The sequence below is a fragment of the Xenorhabdus yunnanensis genome (assembly GCF_028598805.1).
GTDB lineage: Bacteria > Pseudomonadota > Gammaproteobacteria > Enterobacterales > Enterobacteriaceae > Xenorhabdus > Xenorhabdus yunnanensis.
The window spans coordinates 74,808-97,267 of sequence record NZ_JAQRFI010000012.1 but is presented as its reverse complement, the minus strand read 5'-3'; the positions used below and the strand labels follow the sequence as shown (position 1 = coordinate 97,267).

The window sequence follows — 22,460 nt, the reverse complement described above, 5'->3', positions numbered from 1 at the left end:
ACAGATTTTACATTGGTCAGACTGGCGACGACGGCATCAATACCGGGCGCAACAATGTCACTACCGCCGCCGGGGAGATCATCGGCTTACAGAGCAATTACGGCTGTAGTACTAAGCAGCACAATAAGAAGGAAGAGAATGAACAAATCCGTCAGGGTAAAACCCCGGATAACTGGACAGCAAACAAACGATGCCAGAAAGACACCGAGGCAACCTGGACGAAAAAGAACGGTAAAAGTTATTTTGGCTATAAACTTACCATTAATGTCGATACAAAATATAAAGTGATCCGCCACATCGCGACAGGAACCGCTGCTGTCCATGATAGCCAGTTTTTTGAAGCCGTTTTGGATCGGTCAAATACAAGTCGAGACATTTATGCTGATAAAGGGTATGCCAGCCAGATGCGTGAACGTGCGCTGAAGGAACAGGGCTATCGTGTTCATATTCAGAGGAAAGCGTCACGCAATAAGCCCTTATCAGACTGCCAGAAAGGCCGCAATAAGAAAATAGCGAAAACCCGAGCACGAGTAGAACATATCTTTGGTTCATTCTCTCAGATGGGTGAAAAATTTATCCGAACGATAGGCCAGCTGCGAGCCAATTTTGCGATGACTCTGAAGGCAACCTGCTATGATTTGCAACGTTTGGTTTATTTTGGAAAATCCGGCATTCATGCCTTTTAATTCCGGTATGTGATGAAAAAGCGATGAGTTTATTTTTTCCCCTGAAAAAGCAAGAAAAAGTCATATACAATAAGGTCATTTATTGGTGAGTGCAAAATTGATCTTATTTTTTGTATTAAGAGTTTTTAGAGGTTCCCATAAGTTATTTATTCCACGATACATATAACAAATGCTTGAAGAGTATTACCATCTGATATTAATGGAACCTCTCTACCAGTAGCTGTATCATATACAAAATACTTTCCTAGTTCATTACGACTTCTTAGCATCTTAATATAAGAACTTGTTTTACTTATCGGACCAATGTCATCCAAAATACCAAATTTATAAGAATTTGGAAAATCATCAGATAATGCGGTGCCTGTTCCTGATGAGACCAACTGAGAAACAGTAGGTGAGTGCCCTGTTTCTCCATCGTCTTTAAGATTCTCACAATTGTGTTCATCATTCATTGGATAAGTAAAAGTGTAACCAGGTGAATATACAAATAGTCTACGAGGATAAGTTATATAAGTATATTTACGCTTTGTTCCATTGTTTTTCTTGACATTAATAGTAATTCTGGCTTGTCCCGGAGCCTGAAATGTTATCAATCCGGTGTTATTATCTATTGTAACTGGATCCCACTTGCCACCTATCTTTTTCACATTATAACTGGGAGTATCACCAGGCTTGACTAGTTCCTCACCTGTAACTGATCTCAATTCAGCTATCAGGTTATCGGTAAACACATTATATGGTCTGTTCTGCTCTTTAAATAGTTGGCTAGCAGATTTATCTGGTTGATTTGTTGTTCTATCAAATCGATAAACCATTAAAGCCACTGGCTCCGGTGTAGGCTCAAAGCTAACTTTTTTATTAGCATCTTGAAACAACTTACTACCATGTAATCCAGTCATATTTAATGTTACTTTTATATCATCAATACCCACATAGCTTTTCAATGTTGCATATAAATACCCTCTTCCATCTGTCTTATTCTCTTTATCCCATTCGAGTGGCGGTACTTCAGAGTCGTCAATATTACTATGATCTCGTGCCCATGTTACATCACTGAGTTGATGATTAATAATTGCATCTTTCTTTTGTTTATCAACGATCTTCGCTCTGTATTTATATAATGATTTCCCATCACCAAATAACGGGTGTTGAGGATCAAAATTTTCATCTTTACCTGATATCTCTACACGATAGACCTCAACACTTGCAATTTCATACTCTACTTGTGGCGATGCAAAATTTACAGGCTCTGAACATTGCTCTGTCGAAGGCTCATTAACAATAGCAAGACAAGCCTGTGCACCTTTCACAACAGGATTTTTCTGATTACTTACCAATTGTACTGTTGCTTTTCCATCAGGTTGACCAACGACCTGATCTTTCAACCAAGTTTTGTTTTTGTCCGTACCCTGTGGATAACTTGGACTCCATATAAGATCTGCTTTTGTATAAGGTGTACCATCTAAATTGGATACTTCAGCAATAAAGCTATAATGGTCTGTCCCATTTGGAGAAACAGTTCCACTCTTTTGGCCTGATTTTAAAATTGGCCTCTGGATTTTTGGCCATTGGAATTCTACATCTACAGTATTTGTTCCTTGCACGCTTACCTCATCAACAGAGGCTACTACTGTAATCTTATTAGCTTTAGTACTGGTCAATGTCGTAGTAGCTTGACCATTATTACCTGTAGTACTGCTTGTTGAAGATATTGTTACACCTTCTTGATTAGGATTTTTTAAGGCCCAACTAACTTTTTTATTGGACTCAGGTTTATTATTAATATCCTTGATTACTGCCGTCAAAGTATAGGTTTGATGAACCGTTATAATTTTTTTGTCAGGATCAATACTAAGCGAAATCTTTGCAGGCTTGAAAAAAACAAGGTTCGCTGATTTTTTTTGATGCTCTTCAATCGAAAGAGTAACAGTGACATTATCTACTGGCTCAGAGCTCGTCAATGTTGCGGTTAATTGCCCTTCAGCATCAGTTTTGTCACCATTAGGTACTAATTTCAAAGTCGAAATCTCTTTATGATCGTGATCCCATTTTACATCAGTGATTAATGTGTTTGGTGGGACTGGATTATTACTGCCATCCAAAACAACAGCTTTATAGGTATAAGCCTGGATACCATCCGCTGTTAGAGGTGCTGTCATATTGTTTGGCAATGAAATTTTTATCTTATCCACATAAAAACGTGAAGTATTTTCTCCAAAACTCACTGTCCCCACTTGCGTTTTCGGCATCCCGTCCATTTGCAGGAATACTTTTACATCTTTGATAGGCTTAGAACTGGTTAAAGCGGTTTGTAATTGCCCTTTATCATTGGTTTTTGATGTTTTTTCGGGTTTTCCCCACTGTAACCCTGATTGTTCACCAATCTCCGGTTCAGTTGTCCATTGGACATTATCAAGTGTAACCTGAGCTAAAGGCTGGTTACCCACAGTATCGGAGGTTATTACGGGGGTAAAGAGATAAGCTTGTTTACCATCAGCTGATAATGTTTCTGTAGGATTGACTTCTTTTTCTTTCACTACAAATGGCCTTACAATTAAGGTCATTGTTTCATGATGAGAAACTGTTTTTGTATTACTATTCTCAAATATGTTGAAACTAATAGGATAATTGTTAGATTTTCCAGTGCCAAGTTGATATGTCGGGAATGTAATTGAAATTTTATTCCCCTTAACATCTAACTTTCCGCCATCTTTGATAAATTTGACAAAACCCTCATTTTTTTGCTCTTCAATTTTATTGTTCGGGTTATTAGTGGCTGGTATTGTTTTTTCTTCGTGACTGTAACCCATTAAAGTGGATGGTATAGAAAGTTGAATAGTGGATTGCTTGATATGATCAAGCACAATATTGTTATTTCTTTCCACCAAATCATAACGACTGCCTGCCAATGTACGCATTGCAGCCACGTTTTCTGGTGATAATTGAGTATTGAGAGGCACACCCAGTTTATAATTGAAATTGACCAAAAATTGCGTTTCCGTATGGCCGCTTTCACCTTGTTTATAATCCACACCCATTGTTACCAGTGGGATCGGAGTATAAGTTAAACCTAGTTTAGCTAGACTCGGATTTCTCTGTCTGGTATCACGATTAAATAAGGTAACGTTATCACCGAAATATTGTTCGTATGTTAATTTAGCGCCAAGATTGGGATAAGCGGGCAGGAAAAATTCACCGTTAATATCATAACCATTTGCCGGACGTTCATGATAATCCTTAAAATTACGTGATTCTTGTAATCCACTCAAACGATAATAAGTATTAGCGGAGATTTTGATATAGTCGCCCCAAATTTCCCCTCCCAAACCTAAACGCTGGTTTTTTCCCGTCAAGTCATGATCATAAAAAGTATTCAGGCCATACATCCAGTTTTGATAAAAATAACGTCCACCTAAACCTACGTTAATGGTATTGCGGCTATCTTTGTTACGGTAGCCTAATTGAGAGAAGAGCAACCAGTCTGCTTTATTGTCGTAAAGTGGCAGCAATAGATCGAGGGAGTTATTTTCCAGCGTTCCTTTTTTACCCAGACCAAAATTAATTCTGGCAGTACCAAACTGTGATAACCATTTTTGGGCTTCGGAAGAAATAGTGCTGTTGAATTTACCCAATGCATAAGATTTAGCTTGCTCTGCTAAATCCGAAGGAGAAGATAATAGGATATTGCCTACAGTCTGAATATTTCTGGCAATTAAATCTGGTGTGTCAGACTCTGAAATATCACTGGTGTTTTTGTTAATTTCTTTCTTACTTAATTGATTAAATTGAATATCTATATCATTCTGACCATCTGAATTCTTCATATGTACTTTGTTCGTTGTTACATATCCATCTGCAAAAGCACTAATTATAGAGGATGGAAAAAATAGTATGTAACAGAAAATAAAAAAACGGATAATTATCATTATACATGAAGACATATATAAATACCTCAGAATATATTTAATAATTCATTTTAAATAAAATCACCATTTTTCACTTAAGATACATAAGTGACAATACCCCCTTACATCATATAGTATATAATTTTAATTGTTAGTAATTTAAAATAATCATCAATTAATAACCAATTGTTATCAAATGGTTTTTTATTTTCAAAAGCAACAAGTTAACACATGTTCAATTAACATCTACAAATCATATTAAATTCATAAGTTCATCGTTGTGATAACTAATTTTAATATCTCCAGAATCGCAAATCGCTCCTATTTCCTTGTAAACAATACCAAAAATGACTGTTGTTACCACCACTTTGCATTAAAGTGATAGCTTATTTTCATTAGTCACTAAACTTTTTTTTATTTATATTCATCACTCTTCTTTCAGGGTTAGTGTTTTTCTATTATTATCAAAAACATAAGGACTTAATTATCATGAGCGAAAATAATTTACTCCCACCTCCTATTTTACCTCAAGCTCAAAATGGTGTTCTGGATAAATCTAAATTACATGGAGAAAAGATTAAGGTTAAAGTATCAACATCTCCTCCCCTTAATCTCTCTGATGGTGACTCGATTACAGTTGCATTTACTGATGACAACAATGAGTCTATTAGCTCTACAAAGCAGCTACAAGGTGCCATTGACCCTTTTATCGAGTTTGATTTTTCTTCTGATATGCTTCCCAAAAAATATAAGGTGGGTTATACAGTTGACGATGTCATTGGAAACAACCCTATTTACTCGCCACTAGTGAATATCAGCGTTATCGATGGCACATCGATAACACCACCTGTAAAACCACCAGCAGACAAAGAACCCTTTATCGTTATGGGTGCTCGTTATGCTGATCTTGCTGTGGCTAATGGGCTTAAAGCACCACAGCGTCTGACTGCTTGGACTAAAGAAGGTGCTCCACATCCAGTAATATGGAGTTATATAGGTGGAACATCACCATTCACTTCTCCTTTTTCATATAATAATTCCTCATTTTTCTATGATACTGCTCCGTGGCTTCCCATTAGTGTTAGTGACGGCACTAACACTCTCACAATAAACCCAATCAATGTGTTTGGTAATGGTGGTACGCTAGGTCTTCCAGCAGGAGCTTTTAACGATCCGATGGAGACTCAATATTCCTCTGCTTTTGCTGTACTACTCAATGACAACACCATGGTTGGCTGGGGAGGAAGCTTCGGTAATTCCTATACTCAATCTGGCATTAAGACCATTACCACAAATGGCCCTGCTTATGCTGGACTTAGTGTGAATTCAACATTATGGACTAGCGGTAGCCCTGCCCCTATCGGTTCCTTTGATGATGTAGGAGCCGGTGGAAATAGCTTTTTTGCCATCTCGAAAGCTAATGCACAGATAGTGGCTTGGGGAGACATTAATGGTACTTATCCTTCTCTTGGAAATGGGAAGAATATTTTTGTCGGAAATAGTTTTGCTTGTACTATATATAATTCCGGCACGTTACAAAGTTGGTGGGGTAAGTCAGGAGCAGGATGGAATCTCGAACCGCCTTCTTCTTATGTTCCGTACCCACGGAACCTTACATCAATGCCTAGGGGTTTCGCCACTATAGATGAGAGCGGTAATCTTTCTACTTGGGGTGATCCAGACATGTTTAGCGGTTTTAACCCCCCATATCAAGATTTTATACAAGCCGCAGGAATAGGTTTGCGCCAGCCAGACCCGACCAACTCTGGTGAGGGGCAAGAAGGCAACATAGCCGTTCACCGTACTGGTAAAGCGTACGCTTGGAGTGGCATACTGGAAAACAACACTCCCGTTAACGACTGGACTCAAGCAACGGATCTATCAACCACTGGAGAAAAAATTCTCATACTGCAAGACAACAAGCCATATGTCCGTGGATTTAATCCTATAACGAGCAGGGAGTTTTTAAACCTTACAGATATAGTTCAAATAGCAACCGCAGCCAATGGAACCGCGGCATTGAGACAAAACGGTACCGTAGTCACTTGGATAAACAATGGGAGAAACAATGAGTTTGCTATTTATCCTTCAATATCTCAACCTGATATGAAAAATGTAAGAGCGATCTACGGGACAGGGACAGCGTTTCTTGCTCTGACAGCAGATAACAAAGTCTATACCTGGGGTAGTTCTGACGGTGGTGGAGATAGCAGTGAAGTACAAGCTCTGTTCGATGGTAAGCTGACCTATTATATGGATTAAGATGATATCTGATACCAAAATAATAATCAGTTCACTCTAAACCAGAAGGCGCAATCAATGTTGATGTTATATGACAGATTGCGCCTTATTGCTTACATATATTGATTAAACATAGATATTGATTAAACACTCAATTGCATCATTATAGTGCAACTCTATTTTCACCACTCCCCAATTTGGGGCAAGTATATTTAAAAACTATCTTTTTTCCCCATGATTTTTTAGTCGCCAAATAACAATTTATTGATATTAAATGATTTGTTAATGTTGGCACACTTTTCGCATTTCTCTATTGCAATACCGGTTTTATAAAAATTGATCGTCTAGAAATGCCCCTTTAAGATAAAACGACATCCTTCTTGCATCGTTCTATCAGGCTGACGTAACCCAGGAGAGTTCAGTATGTCCATTGAGCATGTTTTGTCCATGATTGAAGAACATCAGGTGAAGTTTATTGACTTACGTTTTACCGATACCAAAGGTAAAGAGCAACATATCACCATCCCAGCCCACCAGATTGATGAAGACTTCTTTGAAGATGGCAAAATGTTTGATGGCTCCTCTATCGGTGGATGGAAAGGTATCAATGAGTCCGATATGGTGTTAATGCCTGATCCAAACACTGCCATGCTTGACCCATTTTTTAATGATGCCACTCTGATTATACGTTGCGATATTTTAGAACCCGGCACTATGCAAGGCTATGGTCGTGATCCTCGCTCCATCGCCAAACGCGCAGAAGATTTCCTGCGTGCAAGTGACATCGCAGATACGGTGTTATTTGGGCCGGAACCTGAGTTTTTCCTGTTTGATGATATTCGTTTCGGCAATTCTATCTCTGGCTCGTATTACCACATTGATGATATTGAGGCGGCATGGAACAGCGGTACACGTTATGAAAATGGTAATAAAGGCCATCGGCCGGGCGTTAAAGGCGGTTATTTTCCTGTGCCTCCGGTGGACTCTTCTCAGGATCTACGTTCAGCCATATGCCTGACGATGGAAAAAATGGGGCTGATTGTTGAAGCTCATCACCATGAAGTCGCCACTGCCGGGCAAAATGAAGTCGCTACCCGCTTCAATACAATGACCAAAAAGGCAGATGAAACCCAGATTTATAAATATGTGGTTCATAACGTTGCCCATAAATTCGGCAAGACCGCCACATTCATGCCAAAACCGCTGGTGGGCGATAACGGTTCAGGCATGCACTGTCATATGTCATTGTCCAAAAATGGCTCGAACCTATTCGCTGGTGATAAGTATGGTGGTCTGTCTGAACTGGCTCTGTACTATATCGGGGGCATCATCAAACATGCCCGCGCACTGAATGCCTTCACCAACCCAACCACCAATTCATACAAACGGTTGGTGCCGGGTTTTGAAGCGCCGGTTATGTTGGCTTACTCTGCCCGCAATCGCTCCGCCTCTATCCGTATTCCGGTTGTAGCCAGTGCAAAAGCCCGCCGTATTGAAGTCCGTTTCCCTGACCCAGCAGCGAATCCTTATCTGGCTTTCGCTGCTCTCTTGATGGCGGGTTTGGATGGCATCATCAACAAAATCCATCCCGGTGATGCAATGGATAAGAATTTATATGACCTGCCGGCTGAGGAAGCACAGGAGATCCCAACCGTAGCTCCTTCTCTGGAAGAAGCAATGGCGGCCTTAGATGCAGATCGTGAGTTCCTGACCCGCGGTGGTGTTTTCACTGATGATGCGATTGATGCTTATATCAAATTACAGCAAGGTGATATTGAGCGTGTCCGCATGACGCCACATCCTCTGGAATTTGAACTCTATTACAGTGTGTAATGCTGCTTATAGCCAAATAGATCCCGAATTTATTTTTTGTTGCCGTGAAACTTTTTAGCCCATCTTTGGATGGGCTCTTTTCACGAATAGGCGCACTAATACTATGCACTAATCCTATGCACCAATCCTGCGCAAATAATCCCGCGATGATGGTGTATATTCTCAATAACCCGAAATGAGAAGAAGAACACGTACTTAGCAGAACAATCCATCAAGTTATAACTTAAATAGACTAAAATGCACCAAAAAAGTGCAGGAATTGAATAGCAATGGCTGATTTTACCAACGCAGAACAGGTTCTCGATTCACTGATAAACAGCGTATTGGTGCTGGATAACAATTTAATTATCCGCTATGCCAATCATTCTGCGCTGCAACTTCTGGCGCAAAGTACCCATAAATTATTCGGTACTCCACTTCCGGTTTTATTTAGTTATATCTCGCTGGATACAGAATTGATGCGCTCAAGTTTGATTAACGGTCATGGGTTTACTGATAACGAAGTCATTCTGGTCATCAATAATCACTCTCATGTGATGTCGCTCAGTGCCCAACCGATTTCCGAGCAGTCTATTCTGCTGGAACTGGCGCCTATGGACAGTCAACGCCGGTTAAGCCAGGAGCAGATACAACAAGCTCAGCAGGCGGCTGCTCGGGAATTGGTTCGGGGGCTGGCACATGAAATCAAAAACCCCCTTGGTGGACTGCGCGGGGCGGCACAGCTACTTGCCAAAGCCCTGCCCGATCCATCCCTGCGGGAATATACTCAGGTCATCATTGAACAGGCGGACAGACTACGCGCCCTTGTTGATCGGTTATTGGGGCCACAGCATCCGGGAACGCAAATCCGTCAGAGCATCCACCATGTGGTCGAGCGGGTCTATCAATTAGTTTCTCTGGAAATGCCCACAAATGTCACGCTGCTGAAAGATTATGATCCGAGCTTGCCTGAACTGTCCCATTACCCTGATCAAATCGAGCAGATATTACTGAATATAACTCGAAATGCCTTACAGGCATTAGGGGGAAAAGGCGGTACTATCACTCTGCGAACACGAACCGCGTTCCAGATTACCTTACAGGGTGAACGCTACCGCTTAGCGGCCAGAATTGATATTGAGGATAATGGGCCGGGTATTCCTCCCAATATTCAGGATACGCTTTTTTACCCCATGGTCAGTGGGCATGAAGGTGGAACTGGACTCGGGCTATCCATAGCACGTAATCTTGTCGATCAACATGCTGGCAAGATCGAATTTACCAGTTGGCCGGGGCATACGGAGTTTTCCATTTACCTGCCTATTAAGAAATAACCGAGCAATAAGTAGAGGGTGACTATGCAACGAGGAAAAGTCTGGATCGTTGATGATGACAGTTCTATCCGCTGGGTACTTGAACGGGCGCTGAGTGGCGCGGGGATAGAATGCACCAGTTTTGAAAATGCCGATGCCGTACTGGTCGCGCTATCACAAGCTGACACAGTGCAGAGTAGCCCAGAAGTTATACTGTCAGATATCCGCATGCCCGGGCTGGATGGACTAAGCCTGCTCAACCAAATAAAACAGAGCCACCCACAGCTTCCGGTCATCATTATGACTGCTCATTCTGATCTTGATGCCGCTGTCAGTGCCTATCAACACGGCGCATTTGATTACCTGCCAAAACCTTTCGATATTGATGAAACTGTTGCACTGGTTGAACGAGCATTAAATCACTATCGGGAACAACATCAATCAACCTCCAATCCACAGCTGCCGGTATCCGTTTCAGATATGATCGGAGAAGCTCCCGCTATGCAGGAGTTATACCGGATTATCGGCCGACTCTCCCGCTCCTCTATCAGCGTGTTAATCAATGGCGAATCCGGCACGGGAAAAGAGTTGGTCGCCCATGCTCTTCATCGCCATAGTCCACGCGCTTCAACGCCATTTATTGCCCTGAATATGGCTGCAATCCCGAAAGATTTGATTGAATCCGAACTGTTCGGTCACGAAAAAGGGGCTTTTACAGGGGCAAATCAAGTGCGTCACGGTCGCTTTGAACAAGCCAATGGCGGCTCGCTATTTTTGGATGAAATTGGTGATATGCCGCTGGATATCCAGACTCGCTTGCTGCGGGTTCTGGCTGAAGGACAATTTTATCGGGTCGGAGGTTATGCACCAGTGAAAGTTGATGTCCGCATCATCGCCGCCACTCACCAGAATCTTGAGCAGCGTGTTGCGGAAGGTAAATTCAGGGAAGATCTCTACCATCGTCTGAATGTGATTCGGATTCAGCTACCGCCTTTGCGAGACAGAGTGGAAGATATCCCGCGTCTGGCATCCTATTTTCTGCAACAAACCGCCAAAGAGCTGGGTGTTGAAACCAAAGTACTACATCCTGATACTGAACTTGCCTTGATGCGTTTACCGTGGTCAGGGAACGTTCGCCAATTGGAAAATGTCTGCCGTTGGCTGACCGTAATGGCAGCAAGCAAAGAAGTGCTGGTACAGGATCTGCCTGCTGATTTGCTTGAAAAACAAATAGCAGAGCAGAAAGACTATTCCCCTGTTTCTCATTCTGCGCTGACAGAGCATTGGTCACAACAATTGGCTGTATGGGCCGAAAATGCCTTGAAAGAGGGAAAAACCGATCTTCTTTCTGATGCCCTGCCATTGCTGGAACGCACTCTGCTTAATTGCGCACTGGAACATACGAATGGGCATAAACAGGAGGCCGCCCGCTTGCTGGGCTGGGGAAGGAATACAATAACGCGGAAATTGAAGGAATTGGGGTTGGAGTAACTAACTCGCAGTGGCTCCACCCACCAAAGTGAAAATCACTTTACCCACATTTTTAATGCGGACACTCATATCACCCGCGAAAACTGCCGCTGCCGCATCTGATTACGCAAATAACTATCAAAGCACATGCAAACATTACGGATCAGAAGACGCCCTTTCGGAGATATCAGAATCTGCGATTCAGCCAATTCCACCAGCCCGTCTTCTGCCAAGGGGGCCAACAATTGCAGGTCTTCAGCAAAGTAATCAGAGAAATTCAGCCCATAACTTTGCTCAATATCCGCAAAGTTCAGCCGAAAGTTACAGATAAGATCTCTGATCACATCGCGGCGAATGCAATCATCCTGCGTCAGCGCCAAACCACGCCACAAAGCATGTCCTTGTTCTTCCACCGCAGCATAGTAAGTTTTCAGGTCTTTCTGGTTCTGGGCATAACTATCTCCCAACATACTGATGGCGGAAACGCCCATACCCAGTAAATCGCATTCCCCCTGCGTGGTATATCCCTGAAAATTGCGGTGCAAGATGCCTTTTCGTTGGGCAATCGCCAATTCATCATCAGGACGGGCAAAGTGATCCATACCAATAAACTGATAGCCATTACCTGTCAGGGCCGAAATCGTTTCCTGCAAAATATCCAGCTTCTGCGTCGCACTTGGTAAATCCTGTTCCTTAATTTTGCGCTGCGCAGCAAATAAATTCGGTAAATGAGCATAGTTGAATACGCTCAGACGATCCGGTGATAACGCCAACACTCGCTGTAATGTAAAAGCAAAACTCTCAGGTGTCTGCTTCGGCAGGCCATAAATCAAATCAATGCTGATGGATGTAAAACCGGTTTCACGAGCGCGATTAACCAGTTCGAAAATAAACTCTTCATCCTGCTCACGATTAACTAAATGTTGTACGTCTTTATTGAAATCCTGCACACCCATACTCAGGCGGTTAAAACCTTCATGGCGTAAGTGCTCAATGACATCAAGCTCAATTTCACGCGGATCAATTTCAATGGAAAGTTCAGCATCAGGCAGAAAGTGGAAATGGTTTCGCAGCATCGACATCAATCGACTGATCTGTGTTTTGTCCAGATAGGTTGGCGTACCGCCACCCCAGTGCATCTGGCTGACTTTCCGCTGGGAAAATAATTTAGCACGGGCAGTAATCTCTTTTTCCAACACATTCAGATATTCATCTGCTTTGTGTTTTTGGCGAGTAACCAGCTTATTGCAGCCACAGAAATAACAAAGCTTATGGCAGAATGGGATATGGATATAGAGGGAAAGCGGGCGATCAGGATAACGGGCGGCGGCCTGTGCAAAAGCAGTCGTATTGTACTGCTGGTTAAACTCCAATGCTGTTGGATACGAAGTATAACGAGGCCCTGAATAATTGTATTTTTGGATCAAAGGCAGATCCCAAACAATGGCTTGCTCTAACATGCTTATTCCTTCCGCTGTTTTCGCCCATCAAAACACAACATTTTCGTGAAGTTAAAATGTCGTGCCATGATGATGCTCCGCAACCGACGTTTGCGTCGTGATAGCCGCTGTAGTTTACCCAATAACCACAATAAATAACATACTAATATTATGGTTATTAATATTGTTGTTAACACTGTGGTTATCAGAATAAACCCGCCTTTTACGATCACAATTCATTGATGAAGGAATCACTTACCCTTCAACAATTGCATGATATCTTCCTGCGATTCTTCTTTGTCTTCTTCTTCCTCCAGATTGATGCCCAATTCTTCCATCAGGGTATCAATGCGGTCGAGCGTATTGTCGACATAATCGTTGTCTTCCTCAGACAGTTTTTCATCCTGCTCAAGACGTGCCAACAAGTCATCCAATCGCTCATCATTTTCCAGCATTTCCAGTTCTTCTCGCGGTGACAGACGAGGTTTTTGTTCCTCTACAGCCGGTTTAACAGCTGATTTCACCGGCGCTGCTTTTTCACCTACGATCAGAGGAACCGGAACCTTACTGCCGATACGTGGATCTTTTTCCTGCCTGCCGACTGAACGATTCTTATTGCTGCTATCACCGTTACTACGGCTACCTGTTGGATTACCGTTACCACGGCGTTTTTTCTGACGTTTACGATCGCGCCCTTCTGCATCCAGCTCTGCGCGGCTTTTTCTTTTTTGCTTACCAGCGGAAGGCTTCACTGGTGATTTTTTCTTTAACGGGTTCATAGCTTGTGACTCACTCGCTTTTATCAAGATATTTTCGGCGGAATCTAACAGAAACTATCTTTAACATCCAATGTCATTCACTTATCGTTTAAAGTTCGACTATTATTCTAAGTAAATTTAACTCAAATAATATGATCATGAGCTACCATGCGTTTTTTTGATAACTCTTCTTATCGCATACCATTGTATCTTTGGATCACTGGTTATGCAGCCTTATGGATAATAGTGAGCTATTTTCTCGATCCCACCGTTCCTTATGATGCTGTAGAAGCCTTGAACTGGGGCATCAACGGGGAGTGGGGATCGCCCAAAAATCCATGGCTGGTGGGAGCAATAATGCTACCCGCTATCTCTATCAGCAATATCTCCCTCAGTTTTTATTGGTATTTCACCCACTTTGTTGCTATTGCCATCGGTATGCTCGGAGTTTGGCAACTGGCTTTCCGGCTGACAGGTAAAGTTGTACTCGCATGGCTTGCCATGCTGACACTGAACCTGTCCGGTATCATCAATTTCGATATCATTCCTTATAACGACAATTACCTTTTAGTCATGCTCTGGCCGTGGTCATTGCTGTTTTTCCTGCGTGCCATTGACGACCACCCCAAATGGTGGCTGGCGTTCGCTCTCACCACAGGGCTGGCAACGATGGGAAAATATTCATCGCTTGCCATCATTGGCTCCGTCTTTTTGCTTTCTCTGTTCGTGCCCAAAGTACGCCGCAATTATCGAGAACCACTGTTTTATCTTGCCATTATGATCTGGTGCGCGTTGGTTCTACCGAACGTTTGGTGGCTGGTGCATAACGACTTCGCCGCGTTTAAGTGGGTAGATTCCCAAATTCAGAAAGGGTTCAACCTACATACCACACGAGCTGTACTTTCCGTGTTCTACCCGTTGATTATCGTCAGTGGCATTATTTATCTGCTGGGTGGTCGGATTGGCTGGCCCAAACAGCAATCCAACGCGCTGGTCAATATCGTGATCCTGCTGCCTCTGCTGATTATTTACGGCTGGTTCTCCTTCAATCAGGGCGGACGCATGACCGAGTGGATACAACCTTTCATGGCTGTTTCGCCGGCATTGTTGGTGGGATCGATAACGGTATTTCCCAACAAATCCCTGCGAGGCACATTACTGGGATTGACCCTATTTGGTGTTTTGGTGTTGATCGGTTACATCAGTGTGATGCTGGCAAATGTCCGTGATGCAGGGCAAAAATTTGTTGGTATAAAAACCTTTGCCAGCCAACTTGATCAACGCTGGAACGAACTGTATCCAACACCATTGCGTTATGTTGGCGGAGAATATCTGCATCAATGGCTGACATTTTATAGCCATTATCGTCCAGAAACGATACAACCTTGGGAACTAGAGAATGGTGCACCACCCAATATCTATAACCGTCATATCAAAGAAAGCAGTATCGTGGAGTATGGCGCCTTGCTCGTGGGAGATCGAGGAAAAAACTGTGCAGAGGAAAATTTCCAACCTACTTTTGCAGAATGGCCATCATTGATACTCGACCACAAAAAAGAATTCTCCTTCAAAGCCCAGCCAAGCGCTGAGTTGGAAACGGTCTGCATTGGCTTTGTGGCCCCCAAGAAAATTTAACAATAGATTTATCTTCCAACAAAAAAGCCTGACATGCATATATTGTCAGGCTTTCTTTTTTATCACCTTATCACCATTTCAATCGTACTCAATGAGCATCCACAAACACCATTTTCAATACAAACAATAGCGTCACGACAAGAACGCACGGGCCAACTTCACGCCATTTGCCTGTGCCCAATTTCATAGCGCAGTAGGCGATAAAACCCAGCGCGATACCTTCGGTAATGGAGAAACTGAATGGCATCATCACTGCGGTGATAAATGCGGGGACAGATTCAGTCAAATCATTCCATTTCACCCGTGTCAGGCTGGAAGTCATCAAGACGCCCACATAAACCAAAGCACCCGCTGTAGCATAAGCAGGTACCATGCTTGCCAGTGGAGAGATAAACATCACCAGCAAAAATAAAATACCGACGACAATCGCCGTCAAGCCAGTACGACCACCAACAGAAACGCCTGAAGAACTTTCAATATAAGCGGTAACCGAAGAAGTCCCAATGTAAGAGCCAGCCACTGAACTGATACTATCCACGTACAAGGCTTGTTTCATGCGAGGGAACTTACCGTTACTGTCAGCAATACCCGCTTTATCCGTCACGCCAATCAATGTGCCGGAAGAATCAAACAAGTTCACCAGCATAAATGAGAAAATAACGCCGGCCAAAGTGACATCCAGTGCACCTTTCACATCAACGTTACCCACCACGCTCATCACACTGGGCGGTAGATCAAAAATACCGTGATATTCCACATATCCCATCATGAAACCGATGCCGGTTGTCACTACGATAGAAATCAACACCGCTGCATGAAAATTGCGTGCCGCTAAAATGGCAATGATGAAAAAGCCCAGTGTTCCCAACAAGACGTTATGCGAAGCAAAGTTGCCGATTGAGACAATCGTATCGGGATTAGGCACAATAATGCCCGCATTTTTCAGCCCCATCATGGCGATGAAAAGGCCAATACCGCTGGTGATGCCCACACGCAGGCTCAATGGAATATTGGCGATCATCCAGTAACGAATACGAAAGAGAGTCAGAATCAACAACCCCACCGCACCCCAGAAAATTGCGCCCATCGCAACTTGCCATGAAATGCCCATCGCACCGACCACAACAAAGGCAAAAAACGCATTCAGCCCCATCGCAGGTGCAACAGCAACAGGCAAATTCGCCATCAATCCCATCAAAATGCTGCCAGCTGCGGCAATTAAACAAGTCGTGACAAATACCGCTTTAATATCCATGCCCGCAACCGCCAGAATTTGCGGGTTAACAAAGACGATATACACCATTGTCAGAAAGGTCGTCAGCCCGGCAATTATTTCGGTACGAACTGTCGTGCCATGTTCCTCTAATTTAAATACGCGCTGAAGCAAGCCCTGATGCTTAGTCGAGCCAGAAGTTATTTTGCTCATGTAATATTGTTTCCCAAAAAACGAAGTTTTCAACTTATCCTACAGGAACCCCATATAAATCGTTACCCTGAAATGGCAAAAAAAGAAAACGTTTGCGGTGCGAGTAATCAAAGAGTTAACTAAGGTTATGATTCTTGAGGACATTCATTAAGTGGCGCTATTTTATTCGTTATGCTTACGATTATTTCGCTGGCCTGCCAACTTATTCGATATTCTTGGTTGAATAAGTTGGCATCAAAAGTAATCTCATATCAAGAAATACGATTTGATTCACTATTTTTTCTAATCATCTTATGCCATGCCAAAAAACAATGTAGCTCCTTAAGATAATTGCAATAATATCGGGTGATTAACATAAAGAATGTCAATAAGAAGCTCACTGCAATAAAACATAACGAGACGTTGCTATAATCTAATATTCCAGCAACAAATTTCAGCCCCACCAATATGATAAAAAGCACTATAAAGAGACCATGAGCAATAATTAATTAACTTTAAAATTATCAGCCTAATATAAAAAAATCCCCACCTCACGGTGGGGAATGAATACAACAAAAAATATCTGCCAGGTGTCAGATATTAAATTTGAGAAAGTGTGTTCAATGTTTTTTTGCGCCAAAATCCGAAGATTGCTGTTTTTTCACGTCTCATGGAGAAGCGACGGGCAACAGAATTAGCCATCAACTCCAGTGATAAACACATCACAAAATAAACCAACGCAACAAATAAAAAGACTTCCATCGGATAGACCATGCTGCGGTTATTCACTTGGGTCGCCAAAAATGACAATTCCGCCACGCCAACGATATAAGCCAGTGAGGTATCTTTAATTAATGCAATCCATTGGTTGATGAATGAAGGCACCATCATGCGCAGTGCCTGTGGTAAGACGATATACCACAGCACTTCCCAACGGTTGAAGCCCAGCGATAACCCAGCCCGCCATTGACCATCACCTATCGCCAGAATCCCCGCTTTGACGCCATGTGCCAAATAAGCCGAAGTAATTAATGCCAGCGCGCAGACAACGGTAGTAATTTCAGGGATTTCCATCCCCAATACCACGGGCAGCAAGAAATATGTCCAGAAAATCAACATAATAACCGGAATCGCGCGGAAGAAACCCAGAACTGCCGCCAATAGGCTGACCCAAAAGCCACGCAGCATTGCCAGTGCAATTCCACCTAAAATGCCCAATACGATGGAGATCGCTCCCGCCATGATGCTGATTGCCAGCGTCAATGCCGCTCCTTCCAGTGGCCCGTCAGGGAAGGTTCCCAATAGCAAATAGCGCCAGTTTTCTGCAATAACAGTAAAGTCCATATCAATACCCTCTCGCCAAGGTTCTCTGCTGGTGCCACTGTCCCCAACCTTCCATCACAGCAATAATGGCGATGTAGAGTACAGTCGCTACACCAAATGCCTCAAAGGTCTGTAAGGTTTGGGTTTCCACCTGACGGGAAGCATAGGACAGCTCTGCCACACCAATCGCCATGGTTAAGGATGAATTCTTGACGATGTTCATGTATTGCCCTAACAAAGGTGGCATAGCTATTTTCAGTGCCTGTGGCAATACAACGTGGCGCATGGCCTGCCAACCCGTTAAACCTAATGCATGAGCCGCATATTTCTGTCCACGTCCGACGCCTTGAATGCCCGCACGTAATTCTTCCGCAACAAATGGGGCTGAATAGAGGGTCAACCCGATAAATCCCGCCAAAAATTCAAAGGATGGCCATTCCAATGTCAGACCGAAAATCATTATATCGTGAGGCGTATTCAGCCAAATCATCGCCTCTTGTGGCAGAATTTGCCCAGATGCGAAGTACCAGAAAAACAGTTGTACCAACAGAGGCGTGTTACGAAATACGGTCGTATAAACGGTGACCAGCCAGCGCAGTGGCTTGATTTGGCTATCTCGTGCCGCAGCAATCAAGAAGCCCAGTAACGTGGAAGAGGCAATGGCACAGGCAGAAAGCCACAGGGTGATCAGAAACCCCTGCCAAAGCCATTGTAAATATTCAGGAGCCAGTAAGTGCTCGGTAATAAATTGCTCAAACATATCATTCACCGCATAAACACACCGCATAAAAAAGCAGTAAAGCCCCGAGATAACGGGGCTAATTTCGGTCTTTGTTTTTCAATCAATCTGTGTTTAAAAAACAGCACAAAACAGAAACCGCTAACTTACAGTTTTGCCTGACTGTCCAATGGCGCGAATTTAAAATCACCACGCGGCTGGGCAGATTTAGTTTCCGAGCCAAACCAACGGTTGTAGATTTTCTCTGCTTCACCCTCTTTTTCCAATTTCAGTAAGGTCTGGTTAACCGCATCAACCAGTCGCCCTTCTCCTTTGGAAGCCGCTACCGCCTGATATTCACGGGTGATGCTGAAAGGTGAGATTTCAAAATCTGCTTTCTGGGCTTCCGGTACATTTGCCAGCAAGCCAACCAATTTCGCATCATCCTGCGTGATTGTCTGAACATTACCATTTCTCAGGGCTGCAAATGCCAGCGGTGTATCGTCATAAGAGATAACTTTTGCTGTTGGATAGCGCTCACGCAGAGTAATTTCCTGCACAGTTCCTTTATCTGCACCAATACGTAGTTTGGCAATATCATCCGGATTGGTCAGAACACCTTTACGGGCAATGAATTTCTGTCCAGTCGCAAAATAAGGAATGGAGAAATCAACTTGTTTTGCGCGTTCGTCAGTGACAGTGAAATTAGCGGCAATTAAGTCAATTTTCTTGGAAGAAAGCAGAGGAATTCGGTTTGCTGGATTCGTTGGACGCAGTTCCAACTTTACTCCCAAATCATTGGCAATCTCATTGGCGATATCCACATCATAGCCTGCCAATTTTTTCGTCTGAGGATCAATAAAACCAAATGGTGGGTTACTGTCAAATACCGCAATACGTACCGTGCCAGCTTTTTGAATATCATCAAGTTTATCAGCCTTTGCCACACCTGAAACCAGTGCCAAGCTGGTCAGCAAAGCCGTCACCGTTACGCGAGATTTATTGCGAATTTTCATTGTACACCCCTGTTGATTATTAATTTTTATATGACCAACAAAAGCTATCAATTTCGATATAGCACATGAAATAATATAAAATGCTATATTTATAATTATATGGAATATAAAAAAGAAAACGCTGGAGAAAAAACACCAGCGTTTCAGGTGATTAAAAAATTATTCTTTTTGGGTAAGCAATTTTTCCAGCTTATCACCGCCAACATGGCGGAAATCCTGTCCTTTGACATAATAGAAAATAAATTCACAAATATTCTGGCAACGGTCACCAATGCGCTCAATAGAACGAGCACAAAAAAGAGCCGTCATAATATTCGGAATCGTTCTGGGATCTTCCATCATGTAAGTCATTAGCTGACGGACAATGCTTTCATATTCCTGATCAACTTTTTTGTCTTCACGATAGATACGGATAGCCTCTTCCAAATCCATCCGAGCAAAAGCATCCAGCACATCGTGCAACATTTGGATAGTATGGCGCCCCAGTGCTTCCAAACTGACCAGCAAGAATTGATGTTGATGTGAAAACTTTTCAAGCGCGGTCTGACAGATCTTATTAGCAACATCACCAATTCGCTCCAGTTCAGCAATGGTTTTTGAAATAACCATGATCAGACGCAGGTCGCTGGCTGTCGGCTGGCGCTTTGCGATGATGCGGACACAAGCCTCATCAATCGCCACTTCCATCATATTGACCTTTTGATCATCTTCAATCACTTGCCGTGCCAACACTTCATCTTGGTTGTGCATCGCCAGAATTGCTTTACTGAGCTGTTCTTCCACCAGCCCACCCATTGTCATCAATTCTGTACGAATATGCTCCAGTTCAGCCGTGAACTGACCAGAGATGTGTTTGCTGAGATTCAGATTGTCCATCTTATGCTATCCCCATATCAACCGTAGCGGCCCGTAATGTAATCTTCGGTCTGTTTCATTTTCGGTGTGGTGAATAATCTATCGGTATCGCTGAATTCAATCAGTTCACCAAGGTACATAAATGCCGTGTAATCAGAACAACGAGCCGCCTGCTGCATGTTGTGAGTAACAATCACTACGGTATATTCCGATTTCAACTCGCTGATCAATTCTTCAATGCGCCCTGTAGAGATTGGATCAAGTGCCGAACAGGGTTCATCCAGCAACAAGACCTCCGGACGAATAGCAATACCACGGGCTATGCACAGACGTTGTTGTTGACCACCGGAAAGGCTATATCCGCTCTGGTGCAATTTATCTTTGGTTTCATTCCATAGTGCCGCTTTTGTCAACGCCCATTGGACACGTTCGTCCATCTCTGCCCGGGGCAATTTTTCAAACAGGCGCACCCCGAAAGCAATATTGTCGTAAATGGACATCGGGAATGGTGTCGGCTTCTGGAAGACCATCCCAACCTTAGCGCGCAGCAAGGCAATATCTTGTTTGTCCGTCAGAACATTAGTGCCATCCAGAATAATTTCACCTTCAGCTCTCTGTTCACCGTACAATTCATACATTTTGTTGAAAGTACGCAGCAAGGTGGACTTACCACAACCCGATGGCCCGATGAATGCTGTTACCTTATTTTGTGCGATATCCAGCGTAATATTTTTCAGCGCATGAAATTTGCCATAATAGAAGTTAAGATCACGTACCTGAATTTTGCTTCCTGCTATTTTGTCTACTGCTATCTTATCTACTGTTATTTTGTTTACTGAAACTTTATTGACTGCGATGTCATTAGACTTGTTCATCAGTATTTATCTCTTTTATACCTTTCATGCTTTTATTCCATCGAATATTTCATCAAGGATCGAGGGATGGCATGTTAAAAATGCAGGTTTGAAAAAATATTAGTGCTTTTTCTTCGCAAACAGCGCACGCGCCACAATGTTAATCAACAGGACGCACAGAGTGATCAGCAATACGCCCGCCCATGCCAGCTGTTGCCAGTCAGCAAATGGACTCATGGCAAACTTGAAAATAGTGACAGGTAAATTTGCAATCGGCTGGCTGAGATCGGTGCTCCAGAACTGATTGGAAAGCGAAGTGAACAGCAGTGGAGCCGTTTCACCTGCGATACGGGCAATCGCCAGCAATACCCCGGTAATAATGCCTGATACCGACGCCTTCAACGTAATGGCTGAGATCATTTTCCATTTTGGTGTTCCCAGTGCATAAGCAGCTTCGCGCAGGTTATCCGGCACCAGTTTCAGCATGTTCTCCGTCGTACGAATAACAATGGGGATCTGCAACAACGCCAGAGCAATTACCCCTGCCCAACCGGAAAAGTGTTGCACTTTCGCTACCACAACCGTGTAGACAAACAACCCGACAACAATCGAAGGTGCTGAAAGCAGGATGTCATTTATAAAGCGAATAATTTCTGCCAGCCATGAACGGCGACCATATTCCGCCAGATAAATCCCCGCCATAATCCCTAACGGCGTACCAAATACCGTCGCCCAGAAGATCAGCAAGCCACTACCAACAATGGCGTTTGCCAGCCCTCCGCCTTCTGTATTGGGTGGTGGCGTCATTTCAGTAAACAACGCCAAAGACATACCATCGATGCCTTTAGTCACGGTGGAGATTAAAATCCAACTCAGCCAGAATAAACCGAATGCCATCGTCGCCATGGATAACATCAGGGCCAACCGATTTTTCTGGCGACGCCATGATTGCATGCGGCGGCGGCTTTTCATGTCCGCTTCGCTAACTCCACCAACTAAACGTGATGGTTGCTTATTGATGGTTGTCATC

16 protein-coding genes are annotated in these 22,460 nt (G+C 43.2%); 6 read left to right on the top strand and 10 right to left on the bottom strand.

Annotated features, from left to right (window positions below):
* The coding region (locus PSI23_RS07365; protein WP_273554473.1) for a transposase at nucleotides 1-686 on the top strand (686 nt) is incomplete at its 5' end.
* A gap of 146 nt (nucleotides 687-832) precedes the next feature.
* Here PSI23_RS07365 and PSI23_RS07360 read toward each other — a convergent pair.
* Nucleotides 833-4,510, bottom strand: coding sequence for an inverse autotransporter beta domain-containing protein (locus PSI23_RS07360; protein WP_273554472.1), 3,678 nt, complete (start codon nucleotides 4,508-4,510; stop codon nucleotides 833-835).
* Nucleotides 4,511-5,080: 570 nt separating this feature from the next.
* Here PSI23_RS07360 and PSI23_RS07355 point away from each other — a divergent pair.
* The 4 genes from PSI23_RS07355 to glnG all read left to right on the top strand — a co-directional run bounded on the left by PSI23_RS07355 (nucleotide 5,081) and on the right by glnG (nucleotide 11,448).
* A complete protein-coding gene (locus PSI23_RS07355; RefSeq protein ID WP_273554471.1) occupies nucleotides 5,081-6,853 on the top strand; it encodes a hypothetical protein in 1,773 nt (590 codons plus the stop codon).
* A 402-nt stretch (nucleotides 6,854-7,255) separates the two neighbouring features.
* A complete protein-coding gene (gene glnA / locus PSI23_RS07350; protein WP_273554470.1) occupies nucleotides 7,256-8,665 on the top strand; it encodes a glutamate--ammonia ligase in 1,410 nt (469 codons plus the stop codon).
* A gap of 269 nt (nucleotides 8,666-8,934) precedes the next feature.
* Nucleotides 8,935-9,978 (top strand): nitrogen regulation protein NR(II), encoded by a 1,044-nt coding sequence (gene glnL, locus PSI23_RS07345; RefSeq protein WP_273554469.1) that lies wholly within the window; start codon nucleotides 8,935-8,937, stop codon nucleotides 9,976-9,978.
* Between the two features lie 24 nt (nucleotides 9,979-10,002).
* Nucleotides 10,003-11,448, top strand: a complete 1,446-nt coding sequence (gene glnG, locus PSI23_RS07340) for a nitrogen regulation protein NR(I) (protein ID WP_273554468.1) — start codon at nucleotides 10,003-10,005, stop codon at nucleotides 11,446-11,448.
* 65 nt (nucleotides 11,449-11,513) lie between these two features.
* Here the strand turns inward: glnG and hemN are convergent, their stop codons facing one another.
* Nucleotides 11,514-12,887, bottom strand: a complete 1,374-nt coding sequence (gene hemN, locus PSI23_RS07335; RefSeq protein WP_273554467.1) for an oxygen-independent coproporphyrinogen III oxidase — start codon at nucleotides 12,885-12,887, stop codon at nucleotides 11,514-11,516.
* 230 nt (nucleotides 12,888-13,117) lie between these two features.
* Nucleotides 13,118-13,645, bottom strand: coding sequence for a Der GTPase-activating protein YihI (gene yihI / locus PSI23_RS07330; protein ID WP_273554466.1), 528 nt, complete (start codon nucleotides 13,643-13,645; stop codon nucleotides 13,118-13,120).
* A 147-nt stretch (nucleotides 13,646-13,792) separates the two neighbouring features.
* Between yihI and PSI23_RS07325 the strand changes: the two genes are divergently transcribed.
* A complete protein-coding gene (locus tag PSI23_RS07325) occupies nucleotides 13,793-15,259 on the top strand; it encodes a glycosyltransferase family 39 protein (protein WP_273554465.1) in 1,467 nt (488 codons plus the stop codon).
* 88 nt (nucleotides 15,260-15,347) lie between these two features.
* Here the strand turns inward: PSI23_RS07325 and PSI23_RS07320 are convergent, their stop codons facing one another.
* From PSI23_RS07320 to pstA, 7 genes are all read right to left on the bottom strand, one after another.
* Nucleotides 15,348-16,685, bottom strand: coding sequence for an NCS2 family permease (locus PSI23_RS07320; RefSeq protein ID WP_273554464.1), 1,338 nt, complete (start codon nucleotides 16,683-16,685; stop codon nucleotides 15,348-15,350).
* A 579-nt stretch (nucleotides 16,686-17,264) separates the two neighbouring features.
* Complete coding sequence (locus PSI23_RS07315) at nucleotides 17,265-18,008, bottom strand: amino acid ABC transporter permease (protein WP_273554463.1); 744 nt, start codon at nucleotides 18,006-18,008, stop codon at nucleotides 17,265-17,267.
* Between the two features lies 1 nt (nucleotide 18,009).
* On the bottom strand, nucleotides 18,010-18,747 hold the full coding sequence (locus PSI23_RS07310) for an amino acid ABC transporter permease (RefSeq protein WP_273554462.1): 738 nt from the start codon (nucleotides 18,745-18,747) through the stop codon (nucleotides 18,010-18,012).
* 125 nt (nucleotides 18,748-18,872) lie between these two features.
* Nucleotides 18,873-19,721, bottom strand: coding sequence for an ABC transporter substrate-binding protein (locus PSI23_RS07305; protein ID WP_273554461.1), 849 nt, complete (start codon nucleotides 19,719-19,721; stop codon nucleotides 18,873-18,875).
* Nucleotides 19,722-19,880: 159 nt separating this feature from the next.
* Nucleotides 19,881-20,597 (bottom strand): phosphate signaling complex protein PhoU, encoded by a 717-nt coding sequence (phoU, locus tag PSI23_RS07300; RefSeq protein WP_273554460.1) that lies wholly within the window; start codon nucleotides 20,595-20,597, stop codon nucleotides 19,881-19,883.
* 17 nt (nucleotides 20,598-20,614) lie between these two features.
* The gene (pstB, locus tag PSI23_RS07295) at nucleotides 20,615-21,451 is read right to left on the bottom strand and encodes a phosphate ABC transporter ATP-binding protein PstB (protein WP_306309531.1); all 837 of its coding nucleotides are present in this window, start codon (nucleotides 21,449-21,451) and stop codon (nucleotides 20,615-20,617) included.
* A gap of 99 nt (nucleotides 21,452-21,550) precedes the next feature.
* Nucleotides 21,551-22,459, bottom strand: coding sequence for a phosphate ABC transporter permease PstA (gene pstA / locus PSI23_RS07290; protein ID WP_273554459.1), 909 nt, complete (start codon nucleotides 22,457-22,459; stop codon nucleotides 21,551-21,553).
* Nucleotide 22,460 lies beyond the last annotated feature (1 nt).